This window comes from Pseudofrankia inefficax (assembly GCF_000166135.1).
Lineage (GTDB): Bacteria > Actinomycetota > Actinomycetes > Frankiales > Frankiaceae > Pseudofrankia > Pseudofrankia inefficax.
Map to the genome: position 1 here is coordinate 3,296,690 of NC_014666.1, position 21,163 is coordinate 3,317,852.

Consider the following 21,163-nt stretch of genomic DNA (forward strand, 5'->3'; position numbering starts at 1 on the left):
TCGGGCCTGGCGCGGCTCACCCGGCCGGGGTGAACGCGTGCGGGGAGTGGGTGACGTCGACGGTGCGGCCGGCGCCGGTGTACATGTGGACGCCGCACGGCAGGCACGGGTCGAAGCTGCGGACCGCCCGCATGATGTCGATGCCCTTGAACCGCTCCGGTGGGTTCTCCTCGAAGATCGGGGTGCCCATCACGGCGTCCTCGTAGGGCCCGGCGGTGCCGTAGACGTCGCGCACGCTGCCGTTCCACGGGGTCGGCGGGTACGGGTGGTAGTTCGCGATCTTCCCGCCGCGGATGACCATGTGGTGCGACAGGACGCCGCGGACGGCCTCGGTGAAGCCGCAGCTGGCCGCCTCGTCGGGCACCTCGAACGGCTCCCAGGTCTTCGTGTTGCCGGCGCGCACCTCGGCGAGCGCCCGCTTGGCGAACGTCAGCGCCGCGGCCGCCGCGTAGGCCTGGAAGTAGGTCCTGGCCCGGTTGCGCTCCAGCGCGTTGCTCCAGCGCGGGATCGTCCACTCGAACGTGCGCTCGGGCTTCGTCGCCGTGCGCGGCAGGTTGATCAGCACGCTGTGGCCGGTGGCCCTGATGTGGTCGAGGTCGACGAGGCCCGACAGCGCCGTGCTCCACAGCCGGGCGATCGGGCCGCCGCCGGTGTCGAGCGGCAGGTGGTCGGTGCCGTCGAACCAGCGCGGCGACATCACCCAGGAGTAGCGCCTGTCGAAGTCCCGCTTCTCCGGCCGCGGAATGGTGTGCTGGTTCCACGGGTGCCTGCGGTCCACCGGGTTTCCCAGCGCGTCCTCGGTGACGAACATCGGCTGGTCTTCCCAGTCCTCGTAGAACGAGCTGCCGAGCAGGATGCGGATGCCGAGGTTGATGTCGACCAGGTTGTTGGTGAGCAGCTTCCCGTCGACGATGACGCCCGGGGTGACGAACATGCGCCGGCCCCAGTCGGCCATGTTCTCGTAGGTGAAGTCGCAGTGCGCGGGGTCGTTGAACGAGCCCCAGCAGCCGAGCAGCACCCGGCGGCGGCCGACCTCCTCGTAGCCCGGCATCGCCTGGTAGACGAAGTCGAAAAGGTCGTCGTGCATCGGCACGACCCGCTTGAGGAACTCGATGTAGCGCATCAGCCGGGACAGGTAGTCGGTGAACAGCTGCACGGACGCGACCGTCCCCACCCCGCCCGGGTACAGCGTCGACGGGTGGACGTGCCGGCCCTCCATCAGGCAGAACATCTCCCGGGTGGACCGGCTCTGCGCCAGCGCCTCCCGGTAGAACTCCCCGGAGATCGGGTTGAGGCCGCGCATGATGTCGCCGATCGTGCGGAAACCGTGCTCGGCCGCGTGCGGGCACTCGGTGGCGTTCGCGAGCGCCAGGACGCCGGGATTCGTCTCGGCGACCATCTTCTCGCAGTAGTCCACCCCGACCAGGTTCTCCTGGTAGATGTTGTGGTCGAACATGTACTCGGCGGCCTCGCCGAGGTTCACGATCCACTCGCCGAGCGGCGGCGGCCGGACCCCGTAGGCCATGTTCTGGCAGTAGCAGGAGCAGGTGGCGTGGTTGTCGCCGCAGATCCCGCAGATCCGGGACGTGATGAAATGCGCGTCGCGCGGGTCCTTGCCCTTCATGAAGATGCTGTAGCCGCGGAAGATCGACGACGTGCTGTGGCATTCCGCCACCCGCTTGGCCGCCCAGTCGATCTTCGTGTAGATGCCGAGGCTGCCGACGATCCGGGTGATCGGGTCGAAGTTCATCTCGATGAGGTTGCTCTGCTCGGCGCCGGTCTGCGGGCGCATCGCTGTCGTGGTCATCGCGCGCCCTCCCCGACGCGGCCGGCGGGCGTGCCGGCGCCTGTGCCGGCGGCTGTCGCGGCGGGGTCGCGGTAGCCGGTCAGCAGCTCGTCACCCGGCCGGCGCCACCTCGGCTCCCGGTCCGCGGTGTGCATGGTGATCTTGCGAAGGTTCAGGATGACCTTCCCGTAGACGGTGCTCAGGCCGCTGGAGACCTTCGCGCCCGGCGGGGTGTCCATGAACGGCATGAACCGGTCCGGGAAGCCGGGCATCGTGCAGGCGATGCAGATCCCGCCGACGTTCGGACAGCCACCCACCCCGTTCATCCAGCCGCGCTTGGGGACGTTGCACTTCACCACCGGCCCCCAGCAGCCAAGCTTGACCAGGCACTCGGGCTCGCCGTACGCGTGGGCGAACCGGCCCTCCTCGTAGAACCCGGCCCGGTCGCAGCCGTCGTGGACGGTCGTGCCGAACAGCCAGCGCGGCCGCAGCTGGTCGTCCAGCGGGATCATCGGCGCCTGCCCGGAGGCCTGGTAGAGCAGGTAGACGATCGTCTCGGACAGGTTGTCCGGCTGGATCGGGCAGCCCGGCACGCACACGATCGGGATGCCGGCCGACGACTTCCAGTCCCAGCCGAGGTAGTCGGGCACGCCCATCGCACCGGTCGGGTTGCCGGCCATCGCGTGGATGCCGCCGTAGGTCGCGCAGGTCCCGACGGCGAGCACCGCGAGCGCCTTGGGCGCGAGCCGGTCGAGCCACGCGTTGACGGTGATCGGCTGGCCCGTGGCCTGATCGGAGCCGAACCCGGTCCAGTAGCCGTCGCCGTTGATCCGCTCGTTCGGGATCGAGCCCTCGACGACCAGCACGAACGGGTCCAGTTCGCCGCGGTCGGCCTTGCGGAACCACTCGAGGAACGCGTCCGCGCCCTGTTCGGGGCCGGAGTCGAAGTCGATCAGCGGCCAGTGCACGGCGACCTTGGGCAGGCCGGGCAGCGCGCCCAGCGCGATCTCCTCGATGCTCGGCTGGGTCGCCGCCGTCAGCGCCACCGAGTCGCCGTCGCAGCTGAGCCCCGCGTTGATCCACAGCAGGTGGATTGGTGCCTGGTCCTCCCAGGCGGGGACTCGCTCGGGCGCTACCTGCTCGGCTGGCCGCTCCCGCGCGGCCGCCCCCACGCCCAGCTTTCCCAGTTGCTCGCCGTTGCCCGTCGGCGGCGCGCTCGCCGCGGCCGACGACGGGTCGGTCGTCGGGTCCAAGGTCGGTGTCGACACGCCTGCTCACCCCCACCTGCCGCGTGCGGGTGGTCGGCACCGTCTCGACGCGCCTCAGGCCGGCGGCCGTGCCAGCCTGGTCGAGGTTGTGATCTAGGGCCAGGAGTCGGCCGGTGGCCCGGGGAGGACGGCGATCGCCTCACCCGCGTGTACTAGGACCCAGTCCCCAGGCTGGGCCGCCACAAGCGCCATCCCGACCGTCAGCTCGCCATCGCCTGCGGCACAGCCGGATTCCAGCCGGACGACGGCCTCGTCGGCCGCGACCCGCAGGACCTGGCCCGCCAGCCCCTCGTCGGAGCAGGTCACGCAGTGCCCCGCCACCATTCGTGTCTGGTCCGTCATGTCCAGTAACGGTAGGGGGTTGGCGTCGGACCCACCACCGCGCTGCCCCCTTCGCCCTGGTCCGTGCGGTGGGGTCAGGGGTGGGGGGTGCCGTTCGGCGGGCGGACCAGCCTCCAGACGATCTCCATCAGCACCGCGGCCACGGCCGAGATCGCGAGGGCGGTCAGCGGGCCGCTGGTGCCGACCAGGGAGAGCTCGAAGAACGTCTGCAGGAACGGGACGACCAACACGAGCGCGAACAGGCCCGCCATGGCGGCGACCAGCAGGACGCGCCACCACGTGTACGGCCGGGCGATCATCGCGAGGGCCCACAGCGAGACGCAGAACAGCGTGAGCGTCGCCAGCGACGTCTCGGCGCGCAGGTTGTTGTCGTAGAAGACGTTGCGCGCCAGGAAGTAGACGAGCACGGTCGAGATCCCCGCCAGCGCGCCGGCCGGGACCGCGAAGCGCAGCACCCGGCCGACGAACCCGGGCCGGGCCCGGTCGTGGCTGGGCGCCAGCGCCAGGAAGAACGACGGGATGCCGATGGTCAGCGAGCTGATCAGGGTCAGGTGCCGCGGCAGGAACGGGTAGGGCACCTGGGCGGCGACCACCACGATCGCCAGCAGCACCGAGTAGACCGTCTTGGTCAGGAAGATGTTCGCGACCCGCTCGATGTTGCCGATCACCCGGCGGCCCTCGGCGACGACCGAGGGCAGCGCGGCGAAGCTGTTGTCCAGCAGGACGATCTGGGCGACGGCCCGGGTCGCCGGGCTGCCGGAGCCCATCGCGACACCGATGTCGGCGTCCTTGAGGGCGAGCACGTCGTTGACGCCGTCGCCGGTCATCGCGACCGTCTCGCCGCGGGCCTGCAGCGCCCCGACGATCTCCCGCTTCTGGTGCGGGGTCACCCTGCCGAAGATCGTGTGCGCCTCGAGCTGCTCGCCGAGCTCGGCGCGGTCCGCCGGCAGCGAGCGGGCGTCGACGGGGTCGTCGGCTCCGGACAGGCCCAGCTCGCGGGCGACCGCGCCGACCGACAGCGCGTTGTCCCCGGAGATGACCTTGGTGGCGATGCGCTGGTCGGCGAAGTAGCGCAGCGTGTCGGAGGCGTCGGCCCGCAGCCGCTGCGCGATCACGACGAGCGCGACCGGCTCGACCGCGCCGGCGAGGCCGCCGGCCGGAGCTGCCGGAGAACCGGTGCCGCCCCCGTTCGCGCTGCCGGGGGCGTCGTTCGCTCCGCCGTTCGCCGGGCCGGTCGCACTCGCGCTCGCACCCGCGCTCGCGGCCAGTGCGTCCGCCAGCGGGCGGTCTGAGCGGGCGAGCAGCAGCACGCGAAGGCCCCGCTCGCCGTACCCGTCGACCGCCGTGAGCGCCGGGTGGCCGGCGGCCAGCAGCACGTCCGGCGCGCCCAGCAGCCAGGTCGACTCGGCGCCGTCCGGCTCGATGAAGGCCGCGCCTGACCACTTGCGGGCCGACGAGAACGGCGCCGCGTCGACCGGTCGCCAGCCGTCCGGCGCCGGGTACGCGTCGATGATCGCCTGCAGGCTGGCGTTCGGGCGCCGGTCCGCCGCGCCGAGCGCCCCGAGCACCGCGGCCACCCTGCCGTCCGGCGTGGCCGGCTCGTCGTCGGTCGCCGGGCTCGTACCGGCCGCCGTGTCGTCGTCAGCGGCCCGGCCCAGCTCTCGGACCTCCAGGACGTCCATCGCCGGCTCGGTGAGGGTGCCGGTCTTGTCCAGGCAGACGACGCTGACCCGGGCCAGGCCCTCGATCGCCGGCAGCTCCTGGACCAGGCAGTTGCGCGCGCCGAGGCGCACCACCCCGGCCGCGAACGCCAGCGAGGTCAGCAGCACCAGACCCTCGGGCACCATGCTGACCAGCCCGGCGACCATCCGGCGGATCGCTTCCGGCAGGTCGTTCTGGTCGACCACCAGCTGGCTGATCACCAGCGCGATCCCGGCCGGGATGATCAGGTAGGTGACGATCCGCAGGATCTTGTTGACGCCGTTGCGCAGCTCGGAGTTGACCAGGGTGAACCGGGTCGCCTCCGCCGCGAGCCGGGCCGCGTAGGCGTCGGCGCCGACCTTTGTCGCGACGAACGCCCCGGAGCCGGCGACGACGAAGCTGCCGGACATGACCTCCTCGCCCGGCTGCTTGAGCACCGGGTCCGCCTCGCCGGTGAGCAGCGACTCGTCGACCTCCAGCCCGTCGGCCTCGGTGACCGTCCCGTCCACGACGATCTTCTCGCCGGGGCCGGTCTCGATGACGTCGTGCAGCACGATCTCGCCCGGGTGCACGGCCACGGCCACACCGTCCCGGCGCACGGTCGGCTCGGCCTCGCCGATGACGGCGAGCCGGTCCAGCGTCTGCTTGGCCCGCAACTCCTGGATGATGCCGATCACCGAGTTCGCCACGATCACCGCGCCGAACAGCCCGTCCTGGATCGGCCCGACCACGCAGATCAGCGCGAACAGCACCCCGATGATCAGGTTGATCCGGGTGAAGACGTTGGCCGCGAGGATCTCCCGGACCGTGCGGCTCGTCCGCGCCGGCACGTCGTTGACCTGGCCGGCCGCCACCCGGCTCGCCACCTCGGCCGCCGTCAGGCCCCGCGCGGGGTCCGCCGGCCAGCCGGGTCCACCGACGATCGTGAGGCTCACGCCGTCGCCGGCCTGGACGCTGGAGCGCTCGGGGCCGTCGGACGCCGTCGGGCCGGTGGACGGGTCAGGGTCGACCCGCTGCTCCATGTGTCCCCCTCGGGGCTCAGGCTTTCGCCGCGCGGTGCGGTCACGGTCCGTGACCCGTCCGCCTGCCCGCCGGCCGATCCGGGTGTTCTCCCGTGGCGGCCCGGGGAACCCGTCGTCACGCCGGCGCCGGTGCCGACGTCACCAACCGTATGCGAGCAGTTCGACCGTTTGGCAACGCGTGGCTGTCGGCTGCGCGCGGGATCACCATGCGAGCCCGTCTCGCGGCCTCGGTCGGCCCCGCCGGGAGGCACGATGGGTGCATGCACCCCGAGGCACCGGCGCTGACCTACCGCGTCAAGCCGTTCGGGCGCTCGGCGCCGCTGTCCCGGCCGCCGGACGTCGCGGTGGTCAGCGACCCGGCCGCCGGGGTCGCGGCGCTGCGCGCGGCCGCCGCCGGTGGCCGGGTGGCGGTCCTGACGGGCGCCGGGATCTCCACCGAGTCGGGCATCCCGGACTACCGGGGACCGAGCGGGGCCCCGCGGCGCAACCACACCCCGATGACCTACCAGCAGTTCACCGGAGACCCGGAGTTCCGCCGGCGCTACTGGGCCCGCAGTCACGCCGGCTGGCGGCACATCGCGGCCGCGCCGCCCAACGCCGGGCACCGCGCCGTCGCCGCGCTGGAACGGGCCGGGCTGCTCGCCGGGATCGTCACGCAGAACGTCGACGGCCTTCACCAGGCGGGCGGCGCGCGCGACGTCATCGAGCTGCACGGCAACCTCGCCAGGGTCCTGTGCTCCGACTGCGGCGACGTCAGCGCCCGCGCCGAGCTGGCCGCCCGGCTGGCGGCGGCGAACCCGACCTTCCGCGCGGACGTCGTCGACGCCGGTGTCTCGGGCGCGGAGGAGCCGGCCTCAGCCGGCGAGTCGGCGCCTGACGGCCGGGTCAACCCTGACGGCCGGGTCAACCCTGACGGCGGGGTCAATCCGGACGGCGACGCGGTGCTGGCCGAGGCGCAGATCAGCCGGTTCGTCATCGTCGGCTGCCGGCGTTGTGGTGGCCGGCTGGAGCCCGACGTCGTCTTCTTCGGCGCGACCGTGCCCCGTGGCCGGGTCGACGCGGCGATGGACGTCGTGGCGGGCTCCCGCCTGCTGCTCGTCCTCGGGTCCTCGCTGACCGTGATGTCGGGCTACCGGTTCGTGCTGCGCGCCGGGCAGCTCGGCGTCCCGGTCGCGATCGTCAACCAGGGCCCGACCCGGGCCGACGCCCGCGCCGGCCTGATCGTCGACGCGCCGCTCGGCGAGATCCTGCCGGCGCTGGCCGCCCACCTGGCCCCGCAAGCCTGACGGTCCCTAGCCCGCCCCCGCCCGGCGGCGCCGCCTCGGCCGGCCGGTGGCGCTCGGTCCGGCCGCCCGGCGGCGCTCTGCCAGGATGGGGGCCGTGGGCAGCCAGGAACCGGCGACGAAGCGGGCCGACGTGACCTTCCGCGCCGCGACCCTGGACGACATCCCGGAGCTGCTGGCCCTGGTGACGTCGGCTTACCGCGGCGAGTCGAGCCGGGCCGGGTGGACCACCGAGGCGGACCTGCTCGACGGCCAGCGCACCGACCCCGACGCGATCGCGGCCATCGTCACCGGCACGGACGGCCTCGTTCTGGTCGCCACGCGGCCCGGCGACGGCGCGACAGCCGGCCCCGCCGGGCCGACGGGCCGGATTCTCGCCTGCTGCCAGCTGGAACGGCACGGGACGGCCGGCTACTTCGGCATGTTCGCCGTGGTCCCCACGCTGCAGGCCGGCGGCCTGGGCTCGGCGGTGCTCGCCGAGGCCGAGCGGTACGCCCGGGAGGTGTGGGGCGCCGACCGGATGGAGATGCACGTCATCGCCCAGCGGGCCGACCTGATCGCCTGGTACGTCCGCCGCGGCTACCGGCCGACCGGGGACGCCAAGCCCTTCCCCTACGGCGACGAGCGTTTCGGCCTGCCCAGGCGGCCGGACCTCGCCTTCACCGTGCTGGCCAAGCCGCTGTAGCCCCAGGGGTGCGCGGACGGGCTACGATCTGTTTCTACGTGGCGTAGTAGGGCAGGGGCGGCATGGTCAGGATCCTTGCGATCGCGGTGGCGGTGGCGACGCTGCTGCTCGCCGCCTGGGTGTTCTTCCTCGCCTGGCGGAACCGGCCGATCGGGCGACGGGTGCTCTACGGCGTCGCCGTCGCGGAGGCGCTGCTGCTCGCGCAGGTGGTCGGGGCGATCGTCCTGGTCGCGCGCGGTGAGCACGCGGCCGAGCCGCTGACCTTCACGATGTACCTGATCGCGTCGACCGTGGCCTTGCCGGCCGGCACCTGGTGGGCGTTGGGGGAGCGGTCCCGGTCCGGAACCTCGGTGCTCGGGGTCGCGGCCGTGGTCGCGGCGGTGCTGGTGCAGCGCCTGCACCAGACCTGGTCGTGACACCCGCGGACGCCGGCGCGGCCCCGCGCGCCGAGCCGGCTGGGCCGTACACCGAGCCGGCTGGGCCGTACACCGAGCCGGCTGGGCCGGACATCGGGCTGGATGGACGTGACGACGAGCGGGCCGCCGGTGCGCGGGCCGGCGGAACCCCGGGAAGGACGAGCGCGATGACGACCGAGACGGCGCCGGCCGAGGCGACAGCCACGGCCGGGCCAGGCGATGCCGAGGCCCGGCCCACCGGGGACGCGCGGCTCGCCGACGACGCGGGGCCGGAGGGCGACGCGGGGCCGGCGGCCGTGGCCCAGCCCGTCGGCACGGCCGAGCCCGTCGGCGCGGCGCCTCGGGTCCGGGGACCTGGGCGGACGCTGGTCGCGGTCTACGCCGTGTTCGCGGTCGCGGCGACGTCGCGGGCGGTGGTGCAGATCATCACGAGGTTCCACGAGGCGCCGGTCGCCTACCTGCTGTCGGCGCTCGCGGGCGTGGTCTACATCCTGGCGACGGTCGGACTCAGCCGGCCGTCGGTGCTCGGCCGCCGGGTCGCCACGGGCGCCTGCGCGGCGGAGCTCACCGGCGTGCTCACCGTCGGCACGCTCAGCGTCGTCGACCGAGGCCTGTTCCCGGACGCGGCGGTCTGGTCCGGCTACGGTGAGGGCTACGTGTTCCTGCCGCTGGTCCTGCCGGTGCTGGGCCTGTGGTGGCTGCGCCGCTCGGCCACCGGGAGCGCCGCGCCGGACGCCTAGCGCCGCCTCCGACAACGTCCGCCCGCTCCGGCACCCGAACATGATCGCCGTTCTGGCCCTCGAATGGTCGCGAAAAGACCCGACTCACCCACTTCAGGGCCAAAACGGCGCTCACCCCACCGGGCCGACCGTCGCGGTCGCGGCACCGGTGGCCCCGCCGGCCGGACCGCATAGGCTCCTCGATCGGCGCCAGGACCGAGCGAACGAGCGAGGACTGAGAGGTCGCGATGCGGATCGTGGGGTTCAGGGACGGCAACCGGACGATCGTCGGCCCGCTGGTCGACGGGTCCGGTGGCGCGGCCGTGGTGCCGCTGGCGCCGGTCGAGGACTTCTACGCAGACCTGCCGGCCTGGCGGGCCCGGGCCGGGCAGGCGCTGGGCGACCGGACGGATGCCAGGCCGGTGGGCGCGCTGACGCTCGCGCCGCCGATCCCGCCGGCCGCGCGGGTGCTGTGCGTCGGGCTGAACTACCGGGCGCACGCCGCCGAGACCGGCCTCGAACCGCCCAGGTATCCGAACCTGTTCGGCCGGTGGACCGTGTCGCTCACGGTCGACGGCACCCCGGCGCCGGTGCCGGCGGGTGAGCGCGGGCTCGACTGGGAGGGTGAGCTCGGCGTGGTCGTCGGCGCGAACCTCGCCGACGTCGACGAGGTCGAGGCGCTGGCCGGGGTGTTCGGCTACGCCGCGTTCAACGACCTGTCCGCCCGGCGCTCCCAGGGCCGGTCCCCGCTGTGGACCGTCGGCAAGAACGCGGACTACTCGGGCCCGCTCGGCCCCGTCGTCACCGCCGACGAGGTCGGCGACCCGGCGGACGGCCTGCGGGTGCGGACCACGATCCGCACCCGCGCGGACGACGGCTCGACGGTCGAGGAGGTCGTCCAGGACGGCGACACCAGCGACATGATCTTCACGGTCGGCCAGGTGCTGGCCTACCTGAGCCGGACGCTCACGCTGCACCCCGGCGACCTGCTGGTGACCGGCACCCCGGCGGGGGTCGGCTACAGCCGCACGCCGCCGCGCTACCTGGTACCCGGCGACTGGGTGCGGGTCGACATCGACCGCGTGGGCAGCGTCGCCACCCCGATCGTCGACGCGGCCGGCCGCGGCTGACCGGTCGTGTCCCGGGCTCGTGGGCAGGTCACCGGCGGCGACGTTCGGTGACCAGGCGACGCTGGTCGGCCGCCGCGATCAGTCCGAGCATGGCGAGGCCGCCGATGAAGGCGGCGACCCCGACGTCGGACCCGATCCAGCCGGTCGCGCCGGAGCCGTCGGCCGGCCTGGTCGACGGGTCGAGCCTCGCGTCGGCCCCACCGGGTCCTGTCCCGGCCGTGCCCTCGGGGGCGGCTGCCGCCACGAGGGCAGCCCCGGTGCCGAGCGCGGCTCCACCGCCGCCGGCGTCGACCCCGCCCCGCGGCACCGGGGTCAGCCGGACACAGGCGGCCGGGTCCGTCGCCTCCTCGGGCAGGGCCGCGTCGAGGTCGCTGCGGGCGGCGCCGTCGTACCGACCGTCCTTGTTGTAGTCGACGCCGTGCAGTTCCAGCACGCCGTCGCCGGCCCGTAGCTCGTCGGCCACGTGCTGGCTGACGGTGACCGTCCGCTGGTAGCGGGCGTCGCCGACGGGGAACCGGTCCAGCGCCAGCTCGCTGGCCGGGCTGGTGTCACCGGAGGTGGTCAGCGCGACGGCCGCCGGCCCGTGATAGGGCAGCGCGTCGGTGGTGCGCAGGTGGCCGTCGACGCCTCGACCGGCCAGGCCGGCCGGTGGGCAGGCGAAGCGCCCGCCGATGTGCAGGTGGGCCGGGTGCGGAAGGCCGGGAGCGAGTCCGCGTGGCGTGATCGTGATGGCCAGCCGGGTACCGCGCAGCACGGCCCGGGCCGAGCCGGAGACGCCCGAGCCGTTCTGCGGGCCGAGCTCTCCGGTGAGCGTCACCTCTTCGACGGCCGCCGGGGTCGACGGCGTGGCGACGCGCGTCGTCGGGGTGCCGGCGGCCGGGCCCGAGGATGTGCCGGTCCGGGTGGCCGGGACGCGGGCCCCGGCGGCTGTGGCGGCCCCCGCGGTCGTCGCGGCCCCTCCGGCTGTCGCGGCCCCGGCTGCTGTGGCCGTGGTGGCCGTTGCCGTGGCGAGGCCGAGACCCAGCCCGAGGCCTGCCGCCAGGCCGACGCCGACGGTGCGGGTCGCTGTCGCCGGCCGCGAGCCGGCCCGTCGGCCACGGATGGGCGTCGGCGCGCGCATCGGTTCCCCTCTCCACTCCTGGTTCCGCGGCCGTATTCGCGTGGTCGCGGAAGGTAAGTAAGTAGCCGCATCGAACGGCTGGCGCCGGGGAGCGTCAACCGGGGGCCCGGTGCTCACCCCGGCGGGGTGGCGGGGCCCGGGCGGCGGACTGGCGCGTGCGGGAATGGGCAAAGCGGGGCTCCGCGCGAGGGCCGCCGGCGTCCAGCGGTGGCCGCGCCGCCAGCTCGGTGGCGAGGTGGCTCGGCGGTTCGGTGGCGCGGCCGTTCGCGTCGGGTGGCTTGGGCGACTGGGCGACTGGGCGACTGGGTGGCTGGGTGACCGGGTGGTCGGGCGGCTGGGTGGCTGGGTGGCTTGGGCGTCCCGCCCTGTTGTCCACGGTGTTGACGGCCCGGCGCTGGCACGGATGATCATTAGTGGTTCGGTGGCCTCGCGGCGGGGGAGGACATTGCAGCGGGCCGTGCACCGGCCGTCGGGCCACTGGCCTCAAAAGGCGGGCCCTTGTTCCCAAGAATGCTTGTCAAGCATCCGGAACGGCTGAAACCAGGAACCTGGAGACCGGTCTCCGGCCGAAGTCTTCAGAATTTTGGCCGGGTGAACATGGGCCGACATGTCGACCCGTCGGCGGGCCGGATTGCGCAGCGTTGACGGGTGTGTTGGGAAAATGGCCGCGGGGCTATTCGTTCCCTGATGTCCGGACGCTCCCTGATCCTTTTTTCGCTGAGCCACGCCGCGGGTTAGGCTGCGTCCCGCAGTCATTCCGAAGTCGTATTCCGCGCTGGTGGTCGAAGGTCTGTGGGGGAAGCCCGCACCGACCGGCGGGCATCGAGCGGATGAGGGGGATCGAATGAAGAAGTCGATGGGCCGCCGGGTCGCCGCTGTCGCCGTCACCGGAGCTATCGCCGTCGCGGTTGGCATCGGCCCGGCGGCAGCCGCGCAGGCCTGCGACTGGGGCTGGGGCGACAAGGGCGGCAAGGACAGCGGCTGGAACTGGGGTGACAAGCGCGGCAAGGACGGTTGGAACAAGGACGGTAAGGACGGCTGGGGTAAGGACGGTTGGGGCAAGGACGGTAAGGACGGCTGGGGCAAGGATGGCTGGGGCAAGGACGGTAAGGACGGCGGCTGGAACTGGTAGTCGACGCTTGACCTGAGGGGTTCGGCCCGTCCTCCAATCCAAAAAACGGGCCGGCCCGGACGGCTTAGGCCACCCCAACGGCCGGGGCGGCGCACCCATTTCAGGGCGCGCCGCCCTTTTGCGTGCCGGGCGCTCGTTTGCCGGGCCGACGGAAATCCGGCGGCTGCTCGCCGTGAACGGCTGATCGTCCTGAACGCCTATGCCGGCCTCGATGCGCCGGGCTCGGGAATTCACCCGGCGCCGGTCGTCCGGCGGGACTGGACGCGCGCCACACGGTCGGGGTGGCGGATTTCCGCCCGGAGGGTGCTCCGGTCTTGGCGCCCCGGTGCCACCCGGCATCTGGGTTCCTGAAGATTCACGTCGTCCCCGGTTCGCCTGGATCTCCCCTGACATTTCCGCCCGTTGACTCCCCGGCGGCCCCACCGCGGGCTCGGTGGCGACCGCGGGCTCGGTGGCGGGGCGGCGGGCACCACGGACGCGACCTGCGCCCGAAGCCGGGCTGGCCCGAACCGGTGATCGTCGACCTCCGCTCCGGGCCACAGTGCCCGCACGTCCGGTAGGTCCCGGACCGCGGCGGAACTACGCCCAGCCCGACCGCCACCTTCGTGCTGGTGATCCCCGTGTGGACCCTCCAGTGGTCGTGACCGGCACCGAATCGCGACCACGGGAGGGCCGAAACGGCGATCAGTGGTGGGGGCGAGCAGTGGTGGGTAGGCGACGCCCCGAGCGGCGGCGGCCGGCGGCGGCCGTCGGATGGACGGCCGGCGGTCGCGGCGGGCCTTGGCCGCTTCGCGCGTCGGCCTCCCCACCTGGCCGACGCCAGGCCCGCGGCGGCTTCGCGTGGCGGGGTGGCACCGGCCGCGCGGGGCGGGGCGGGGTCGCGTCGGCTTCGTGCGGCGGGTCGGCCTCGGCTTCGTGGGTCGGCCTCGGCTTCGCTCGGCCGGCACTGGCTTCGCTCGGCCGGCCCGCACAGGCCCTGCTCGGCGGGCCCGCGTCGGCCTCGCTCGGCGGGCCGGCGCCGGCTCCACTCGTGGGTCGGCGGCGGCTCCGTGTGGCGGTTTCGTGCGGCGGACCGGGGCGGGCGCGGCGTGGCCGTGCGGCTCGCGGAAGGGTCCCACTGTCCACCCCCTCCGGGCAATAACGTACCGCATCCAGTCAGATTCCCACCGTGGTGATCTGGCATACGATCCGGGCTGGATATCGATTGCCGAAAGGAAACCAAATAAGCTGGCTTGGAGGCTTCGGGCGAGCCTGTCCGGCCCGGCCGAATCGGAGGGAGAATGCGCCGCGTGGGCGCTGGAGATCTGTCTGACGACGAGTGCGGGGTACGGCTGCTGGGACCTGACGGGGTGATGCGGGAACATCCCCGTTTCGCCTCGCTGCTCAGCGCCGAGGACCTCCGGAGCTGCTATGGCGCGATGCTGCGCGCCCGTCATCTCGACGACCAGGCGACCGCCCTGCAACGGCAGGGGGAGCTCGCGCTGTGGATCCCGCTGCGGGGTCAGGAGGCGGCGCAGGTCGGCTCGGTGCGCGCCGCGCTGACCAGCGACTTCGTCTTCCCCAGCTACCGCGAGCACGCCGTGGCCTGGGACCGCGGACTGCCCGCGGTGGAGGTCCTGCGGCTGCTGCGGGGCAGCACCCACGGGGGCTGGAACCCGGCCGACCACAACCTGGCGAACTACGCGCTGGTGCTCGCCAGCCAGACGCTGCATGCCGTTGGTTATGCCCTCGGTCTTCAGCTTGATGCGCAGCGTGGCCACGCGGATGTGGCCACCGTCGTCCCGGAGGCTGCCGGAAATGCGATTGTCGGACGTCCGAGAATCTTGGGAGATGGTGCGCCGAATGCCGACGCGGAAGAACTCCTAGGACGTCCGACAATCGAGGGGGAAAGAAAGGCCTCGGGGAGTCCCGATGAATTGGTCGGACGTCCTACTAATATCCGTGAACGGGCAACCGTCGGACGTCCTACTAACGCGGAGCATGGTCCCGGCGCGGCCGTGCTCGTCTATCTCGGGGACGGCGCGATGAGCCAGGGCGACGCCAACGAGGCGTTCGTCTGGGCCGCCAGCTTCGCCGCCCCCGTGGTCTTCTTCTGCACCAACAACCAGTGGGCGATCTCGACACCGGCGTCCAGGCAGTCGCGGGTCCCGCTGGCCGACCGGGCGAACGGCTTCGGCTTCCCCGGCGTGCGGGTCGACGGCAACGACGTCGTCGCCGTGCACAGCGTCACCTCGTGGGCGCTGGAGCGGGCCCGCCGCGGCGACGGCCCGACCCTCATCGAGGCCTACACCTACCGGATGGGCCCGCACACCACGTCCGACGACCCGGCCCGTTACCGCCCGGCCGAGCAGGAGGCCGTCTGGCGCGCGCGCGACCCGATCGACCGGGTCGCCCGCCTGCTCGCGTCCGACCACGACGATGCCTGGTTCGCCGCCCAGCGCGCCGAGGCCGAGCAGGCCGCGGTCCGGCTGCGGGAGGCGGTCCTCGCGCTGCCGGAGCCGCGGCCGGACGCGTTCTTCGACGACGTCCTCGTTACCGAGACCGACGAGGCCCGCGCCGAGCGGGCCCGCTTCCGGGCCTACCAGGAGTCCTTTCAGGCATGAGCACGCGGACGCTGCCCTCCTCCGACCTTCCGGCCTCCGACCTTCCGGACTCGGCCCCGACGGCGCCCGCGCCGCGGCGGCCCGTGGTGCCGTCCCGGGGCGGCCCCGCCGATCCCATGACCCAGCCGCAGGACACCCAGCCGCAGGACGGCACCCAGGCCCGGGCGGGGAACCAGGCGGCGCAGGACGCCGAGCCGCGCAGCCTCCCGCTGGCCAGGGCGCTCGGCGCGGCGCTGCGGGACGCGATGGCGGCCGACGACCGGGTCGTCCTGCTCGGAGAGGACGTCGGCCGGCTCGGCGGCGTGTTCCGGATCACCGACGGCCTGCAGGACGCCTTCGGTGAGCACCGGGTGGTCGACACCCCGCTCGGCGAGGCCGGCATCGTCGGCGCCGCCGTCGGCCTGGCCATGCGCGGCTACCGGCCGGTCTGCGAGATCCAGTTCGACGGGTTCGTCTACCCGGCCTTCGACCAGATCGTCACCCAGCTCGCCCGCCTGCACCAGCGCTCCGGCGGCCACCTGCGGATGCCGGTGACCATCCGCATCCCATATGGCGGTGGGATCGGCGCCGTCGAGCACCACAGCGAGTCCCCGGAGGCGTACTTCGCGCACACCCCAGGGCTGCGGCTGTTGACGCCCTCGACCGCCGCGGACGGCTACCAGCTGTTGCGCGCGGCGGTCGCCTGCGACGACCCGGTGATCTTCTTCGAGCCCAAGCGGCGCTACTGGGAGCGAGGCCCGCTGGCCGCGGCCGAGGACCCGCCGCTGCCGCTGGACCGGGCCCGGGTCGCCCGCCCTGGCAGCGACGTCACGGTGATCGCCTACGGGCCGACGGTGCGCACCTGCCTGGACGCCGCGACCGCCGCCGAGGCCGACGGGCGCGCCGTCGAGGTCGTCGACCTGCGCTCGCTGGCGCCCGTCGACTGGCCGACGCTGACCGCCTCGGTACGCCGCACCGGCCGCGCCGTCGTCGTCCACGAGGCGACGGTCACCGGCGGGCTCGGCGCGGAGATCGCCGCCCGGCTCACCGAGGAGTGCTTCTACCACCTGGAGGCGCCGGTCGGCCGGGTCGGCGGCTACCACACCCCGTACCCGCCGGCCCGGCTGGAGAAGGACTACCTGCCGGACCTGGACCGGATCCTTGACGCCGTCGACCGGACGTTCTCCTACGGGACGACGTCATGACGGGGCGGGACTTCCTGCTGCCCGACCTGGGGGAGGGCCTCGCGGAGGCCGAGATCGTCCAGTGGCTGGTACGCCCCGGCGACCCGGTGGCGCTCAACCAGCCGCTCGTGGAGGTCGAGACCGCGAAGGCGGCCGTCGAGATCCCGTCGCCCTACGCCGGCGTGGTGGCGGCCCTGCACTGCGCGGAAGGTGAGCTCGTCCCCGTCGGGACGGCCCTGCTGACCGTCGCCGCCGAGTCGGTCGCCGACGCGGCGACCGGGGCCGAGGAGGCGCCGCCGGCCCCGGTCGTCGGCCGGGCCCCGGTCGAGCCGGCGCCCGGCGAGGTGCCGCGCCGCCGGCCCCGTCGGGCCGCCCACACGGGGCTCGTGGCCGCCGCGGCGGCAGCCCCGGTCCAGACCGCTGGCCCGGTCCTCGGGGCGGAGCGCCGCGCGCCGGTCGCCCGGGTCGCGCTCGCTCCCCAGCGCCCTGCGGCCCCGCTGGTTCCGGCGCCGAACGGTCTGCCGAGGGCCAAGGTGCTGGCCGCCCCGCCGGTGCGCAAGCTCGCCCGCGACCTCGGCGTCGACCTGGGTACGGTCCACCCGACCGGGCCGAACGGCACCATCGCCCGGGCCGACGTCACGGCGGCCGCCACACCGGTCCCGGACCCCGGGCCGCCGCGCCCGGCGCCGTCGGGCGTCCGGCCGGGCGAGCGCCTCCCGGTGCGCGGCGTCGCGCGCCAGATGGCGCTGGCGATGGAGCACAGCGCGTTCCAGGTGCCACAGGCCACGGTCCAGCGGACCGTCGACGTCACCGGCCTGCTGGACCTGCTCGCCCGCTGGCGGGCGGACCCGCCGGCCGGCCAGGTCACAGCCGGCCAGGCACCCGGCGGCGACCGGCCGGTCAGGATCACGTCGCTGGCCTTCATCAGCCGCGCCGTGGTCGCCGCGGTCGCGCGCCACCCGCTGGCGAACGCCCGCTGGCTGACGGCCGCCGACGGCTCCAACGAGATCGAGGTGTACCCGGCGGTCAACCTGGGCGTGGCGGTGGCCAGCGAGCGCGGGCTCGTCGTCCCGGTGATCCCCGCCGCCGACCGGCTCGGGCTGACCGCCCTGGCCGGCGAGCTGGCGAGCCTGGTCGAGGCCGCGCGCGCCGGGCGCACCCCACCGGCGCGGATGCGCGGCTCGACGATCACCGTGTCCAACGTCGGCGTCTTCGGGGTGGACTCGGCCGCCGGGCTGGTCCGCGAGGGCGAGGCGGCCCTGGTCGTGCTCGGCGCGATCCGGGACGCGGCCGCCGTCTGGCAGGGAGAGGTCCAGGTCCGCCGGGTGATGACGGTCTCCGTGTCCTTCGACCACCGGATCCTGCACGGCGAGGCCGCGTCGAGGTTCCTGGGCGAGATCGCCGCCGTGCTCGCCGACCCGGTCAGCCTGCTGCTGCACGGCTGAGCGCCGCCCGCCCGGCCCGGCCGACGGGGCGCCGGGCCGGCGCGGCCACCCGAAACGGTGATGAATCGCACGTCGGGACCACCGGCGGGCAACCTTCTCCCGCGTCGGGGCGTCGGACCTCCCGGCTGCGCGGGCGCAGACCCGTCCCTTGCTGGGCCGGGACGTGGATCCGGTATCGGGTGGGGAGTTCGGGACGCGGCCGCCGGGCGCGGCCGGGAGCGCGGTGGTGGGACCGGTCACGCCCAGGTGGGTTCGCAGTGGGTTGCCATGGTGAACCCGATGGATCTGCCCGGATTGGGCCCCCCTAGGATTTCCCCGGGCGACTTGTCCCGGGTCGCCCCGGCGGCGAGCTGCCCAGGGTCCGCCATCCGGGCCAGGGGCTGGCTGGATCGTCGGGCCGGTGCGCGGTCCCGGCCCGGCGCCCCCGGGTGGCCAGGCCCGCCGCGCCGCGCGCGGCCACGACATCCGAACAGACGGAGGACCACCCAGTGAGCGTGTTGCCGGACATCCTGCTCACCGTAGCGATCTCGCTGTCGGCGGGCGCTCTCGGCGCGCTGGCCATCCGGTTGTGGGAGCGCCCCGGCGGCGCGCCCATGTCGCGACCACGGCAGTCGACCCTGTTCAGCCTGGCCGCCGACGACGAGATCCTCATCGCCGTCGCCTCGCTCGCCCCGTCCGGGACGATCGCCCGTGACGACGTGCTCGCCGTCGCCGAGCTCGCCTCGATCATCTACAGCTCGGACGCCCGGCCACGGGTGACGCCCGGCGGGGCGGTGCAGGACAGCATCGGGCGGCGCACCGAGTTCTGCATCGGCGACCCGCGGTCCAACCCCCGGATGGCCGCGCACCTGTCCCGCTACCTGCCCGGCGTGACCTTCTCCCCGCCGTCTCCGCCCGCGCCGCCGTCGCCCGCCCGCAACTCCAACGCGCTCGCCGCCGTGGGCGCCGCGGCCGCGTCGTCGTCCGGCTCCGCCGCCGGATCGGCCGACAGCGACGGCGCGGGGTCCCCGGACGGCACCAGCGTGCAGTCGATCATCCCGCCCAGGCCGCCCCGGGAGAGCCGGGTGATCGCGGTCAGCCTGCCCGGCGGGCGCGAGGGCCGGCGGCTGCGCGGCGAGAAGGGCGACGGCGCCGACAAGGGAAACCGGGAGTTCGCCGGCCGCCCCGGCGAGCACGAGTTCGCGCTGCTGGCCCGGATCGCCGCCGGGCCCAACCGCCGGCCGCTGTTCATCCTCGCCGGGCAGACCGCGACCGCGAACCTCGCGGCGGCCTACTACCTGCGCAGCCGGGCCGAGGAGCTTGACCTCGAGTTCTCCAACAAGCCGTCGTTCTGCCTGATCCTGCGGGTGGAGGCCGCCACCGTCTACGGCCACGAGCTGGTCGAGCGCGAGGCCGACATCTCGGCCGCGGTCGTCCCGCCCTCCCACTAGGGCGATTCTCAGCGCCGTGTGCCGGCGCCAGGACTCCATGGCGTCCTGGCGCCGGCACGGCGGGCCAAGCGCCTAGCGCTGTCCCCACGAAGGTCAGCCCGGCGCGGTGATCGCCGTTTTCGCCCTCGGGTGGTCGTGAATCGGGCCCGGTCGCGACCGTTCTAGGGCCAAACTCGCGATCATGATCAAGCGCGGCGCGGGCCGACCTCGTCGGGAGCGGCGCTAGCGGGCGTCGGCGAGCTGCGCGGCCGCGCCGACCGCGGCGATGAGGGCCTCGCCGGTATAGGCGACGCCGCCGATGCCCCAGCCGCCGTCGGGGGCGTTGAGGATGTTGACCCAGGTGTCCTCGCGGTCGTGGCCCTCGACGGCGCAGGCGTCGACGATGTCGGTCGCCGCGGCGATGAACGCGGCGCGGCTCGCGGCGTCGGGCAGGCCGATGTTCGGCAGCTTGAGCTCCACCATCACGACCGGGCGGTTCACCCCGCCGGCGTAGACGGCCGACGGGTCCAGCACGTGGACGGTGCCGCCGACGATACGGGTGAAGAACGCGTTGCCGGTCGCGCCGCTGGCCGCGATCAGAGCCTCGGTGAGCGCCGGGAGGATCGTGCGCTCGCCGACCTCGGTCAGCTCGCCGCGCGGGGTGGTCACGGTGATGGGCATGGGTCCGTCCATTCGCTAGTACGTACGTCCTAGCGAGACCATGCAATAGGATGGCCGTACTAGTCAAGGCACCTGGAGGCACGCCGTGGCCGACACCCGAAGCCGCATGGTCGACGCGACGATCCACGCGTTGCAGCGCCGCGGGGTCGCCGGAATGTCGTTCACCGACGTGCTGCAGGACAGCGGCGCCGCCCGCGGCGCCATTTACCATCACTTCCCCGGAGGCAAGGCGCAGCTCGTCGCCGAGGCCGCCGCGCGCAACGGCGAGTACGTGCGCGCCAGCCTCGCGACCCTGCCGGCGGGCGACCCGCTCGTCGTGGTCGGGGCCTTCCTCGACGCCGTCCGGCCCGTGCTGGTCGCCTCGACGGCCGGGGGCGGCTGCGCGATCGCCGCGATCACGGTCACGGCCGGCGAGGAGGGCCGCGGCGACGCCGACCTCCAGCGCATCGCCGCCGCCATCTTCGCCTCGTGGGCCCAGATACTGGCCGAGCGCCTGGAACCGGCCGGCCTCCCGCCCGACGAGGCCCTCGGCCTGGCGACCACGCTGATCATGCTTCTCGAGGGCGCCCACGTCCTGTGCCGCGCCACCGGCACGCTCGAACCCTTCGAACAGGCCGCCCGCACCGCCATCGACCTCACCCGCGCCCGCTACCAGGCCACCCCGTCCTGACCGGCCGCTGGTCCTGGGGCCGGCGGTCGTATGATCGAGGCGGACGAGTCGGCCGGGCGGTCGCGTAGGGGCCGGCGCGAGCCGGTACCCGCCGAGGAAAGTCCGGACTCCGCACGGCAGGGTGGTGGGTAACGCCCACCCGGGGTGACCCGCGGGACAGTGCCACAGAGAACAGACCGCCGGTCCGAAGCCGCGAGGCGCCGGATCGGTAAGGGTGAAACGGTGCGGTAAGAGCGCACCAGCGCCCGGGGTGACCCGGGCGGCTCGGTAAACCCCACCCGGAGCAAGGTCAAAAGGCGTCCGGCCGCGAGGCCGGTCGCCGCGCGGGCGATCGAGGGCTGCCCGCCCGAGTCCGCGGGTAGACCGCACGAGGCCGTCGGCAACGGCGGCCCTAGAGAGATGACCGCCGCCGGTGGCCGCGAGGCCGCCGGGCACAGAATCCGGCTTACAGGCCGACTCGTCCCCCAAATGCCTGTGGCACAGGCACTTCTCGCCCGCAATCATGGCCCTGGGCCGTTTCTGGGCCGTTTTGTGTTGGATCATGGGGCCGTTTTGCATACAGTCCAGGCCTGGTCGGCAGGCTCGCGG

Annotated in this window: 17 protein-coding genes and 1 other RNA gene; 12 read left to right on the forward strand and 6 right to left on the reverse strand. The window is 74.0% G+C overall.

Annotation, left to right across the window (positions count from 1 at the left end):
* Positions 1-16 precede the first annotated feature (16 nt).
* From FRAEUI1C_RS13500 to FRAEUI1C_RS13515, 4 genes are all read right to left on the reverse strand, one after another.
* Entirely contained in the window at positions 17-1,807 is a 1,791-nt protein-coding gene (locus tag FRAEUI1C_RS13500; protein WP_013423858.1) for a nickel-dependent hydrogenase large subunit, read from the reverse strand.
* A complete protein-coding gene (locus FRAEUI1C_RS13505; protein WP_232425509.1) occupies positions 1,804-2,880 on the reverse strand; it encodes an NADH-quinone oxidoreductase subunit B family protein in 1,077 nt (358 codons plus the stop codon). Before FRAEUI1C_RS13505 ends, FRAEUI1C_RS13500 begins: the two co-directional genes overlap by 4 nt.
* Before the next feature lie 267 nt (positions 2,881-3,147).
* Entirely contained in the window at positions 3,148-3,396 is a 249-nt protein-coding gene (locus FRAEUI1C_RS13510) for a HypC/HybG/HupF family hydrogenase formation chaperone (protein WP_041259282.1), read from the reverse strand.
* Between the two features lie 74 nt (positions 3,397-3,470).
* A complete protein-coding gene (locus FRAEUI1C_RS13515; protein WP_013423861.1) occupies positions 3,471-6,119 on the reverse strand; it encodes a cation-translocating P-type ATPase in 2,649 nt (882 codons plus the stop codon).
* A gap of 260 nt (positions 6,120-6,379) precedes the next feature.
* Between FRAEUI1C_RS13515 and FRAEUI1C_RS13520 the strand changes: the two genes are divergently transcribed.
* The 5 genes from FRAEUI1C_RS13520 (at position 6,380) to FRAEUI1C_RS13540 (ending at position 10,352) form a co-directional block, all read left to right on the forward strand.
* Positions 6,380-7,405 carry a Sir2 family NAD-dependent protein deacetylase gene (locus tag FRAEUI1C_RS13520; RefSeq protein ID WP_013423862.1) on the forward strand — a complete coding sequence of 342 codons (1,026 nt, stop codon included), beginning with the start codon at positions 6,380-6,382 and terminating at the stop codon, positions 7,403-7,405.
* Positions 7,406-7,490: 85 nt separating this feature from the next.
* Complete coding sequence (locus FRAEUI1C_RS13525; protein WP_041259284.1) at positions 7,491-8,087, forward strand: GNAT family N-acetyltransferase; 597 nt, start codon at positions 7,491-7,493, stop codon at positions 8,085-8,087.
* A gap of 62 nt (positions 8,088-8,149) precedes the next feature.
* A complete protein-coding gene (locus FRAEUI1C_RS13530; protein WP_013423864.1) occupies positions 8,150-8,503 on the forward strand; it encodes a hypothetical protein in 354 nt (117 codons plus the stop codon).
* Positions 8,500-9,243 carry a hypothetical protein gene (locus tag FRAEUI1C_RS42165; RefSeq protein ID WP_232425416.1) on the forward strand — a complete coding sequence of 248 codons (744 nt, stop codon included), beginning with the start codon at positions 8,500-8,502 and terminating at the stop codon, positions 9,241-9,243. The genes FRAEUI1C_RS13530 and FRAEUI1C_RS42165 overlap by 4 nt, the downstream gene beginning before the upstream one ends.
* 227 nt (positions 9,244-9,470) lie before the next feature.
* Positions 9,471-10,352, forward strand: coding sequence for a fumarylacetoacetate hydrolase family protein (locus tag FRAEUI1C_RS13540; protein WP_013423866.1), 882 nt, complete (start codon positions 9,471-9,473; stop codon positions 10,350-10,352).
* 28 nt (positions 10,353-10,380) lie between these two features.
* Here FRAEUI1C_RS13540 and FRAEUI1C_RS36240 read toward each other — a convergent pair whose 3' ends face one another.
* The gene (locus tag FRAEUI1C_RS36240) at positions 10,381-11,472 is read right to left on the reverse strand and encodes a hypothetical protein (RefSeq protein WP_013423867.1); all 1,092 of its coding nucleotides are present in this window, start codon (positions 11,470-11,472) and stop codon (positions 10,381-10,383) included.
* 844 nt (positions 11,473-12,316) lie between these two features.
* On the opposite strand from FRAEUI1C_RS36240, the gene FRAEUI1C_RS13550 reads away from it, so the two are divergent.
* The 5 genes from FRAEUI1C_RS13550 to FRAEUI1C_RS13570 all read left to right on the forward strand — a co-directional run bounded on the left by FRAEUI1C_RS13550 (position 12,317) and on the right by FRAEUI1C_RS13570 (position 19,245).
* Complete coding sequence (locus tag FRAEUI1C_RS13550; protein WP_013423868.1) at positions 12,317-12,604, forward strand: hypothetical protein; 288 nt, start codon at positions 12,317-12,319, stop codon at positions 12,602-12,604.
* 1,280 nt (positions 12,605-13,884) lie between these two features.
* The gene (locus FRAEUI1C_RS41010) at positions 13,885-15,207 is read left to right on the forward strand and encodes a thiamine pyrophosphate-dependent enzyme (RefSeq protein ID WP_013423870.1); all 1,323 of its coding nucleotides are present in this window, start codon (positions 13,885-13,887) and stop codon (positions 15,205-15,207) included.
* Complete coding sequence (locus FRAEUI1C_RS13560) at positions 15,204-16,391, forward strand: alpha-ketoacid dehydrogenase subunit beta (RefSeq protein ID WP_013423871.1); 1,188 nt, start codon at positions 15,204-15,206, stop codon at positions 16,389-16,391. The genes FRAEUI1C_RS41010 and FRAEUI1C_RS13560 overlap by 4 nt, the downstream gene beginning before the upstream one ends.
* Positions 16,388-17,815, forward strand: a complete 1,428-nt coding sequence (locus FRAEUI1C_RS13565) for a dihydrolipoamide acetyltransferase family protein (RefSeq protein WP_013423872.1) — start codon at positions 16,388-16,390, stop codon at positions 17,813-17,815. Before FRAEUI1C_RS13560 ends, FRAEUI1C_RS13565 begins: the two co-directional genes overlap by 4 nt.
* A 488-nt stretch (positions 17,816-18,303) precedes the next feature.
* Positions 18,304-19,245 (forward strand): hypothetical protein, encoded by a 942-nt coding sequence (locus FRAEUI1C_RS13570; RefSeq protein WP_013423873.1) that lies wholly within the window; start codon positions 18,304-18,306, stop codon positions 19,243-19,245.
* Positions 19,246-19,467: 222 nt separating this feature from the next.
* On the opposite strand, the gene FRAEUI1C_RS13575 is transcribed toward FRAEUI1C_RS13570, so the two are convergent.
* Positions 19,468-19,905 carry a hypothetical protein gene (locus FRAEUI1C_RS13575; protein ID WP_013423874.1) on the reverse strand — a complete coding sequence of 146 codons (438 nt, stop codon included), beginning with the start codon at positions 19,903-19,905 and terminating at the stop codon, positions 19,468-19,470.
* Positions 19,906-19,990: 85 nt separating this feature from the next.
* Here FRAEUI1C_RS13575 and FRAEUI1C_RS13580 point away from each other — a divergent pair, with 85 nt between their 5' ends.
* Both FRAEUI1C_RS13580 and rnpB read left to right on the forward strand, forming a co-directional pair.
* The gene (locus FRAEUI1C_RS13580; protein WP_013423875.1) at positions 19,991-20,575 is read left to right on the forward strand and encodes a TetR/AcrR family transcriptional regulator; all 585 of its coding nucleotides are present in this window, start codon (positions 19,991-19,993) and stop codon (positions 20,573-20,575) included.
* Between the two features lie 44 nt (positions 20,576-20,619).
* Positions 20,620-21,039, forward strand: an RNA gene (rnpB, locus tag FRAEUI1C_RS37070) — RNase P RNA component class A.
* Positions 21,040-21,163: the final 124 nt, after the last annotated feature.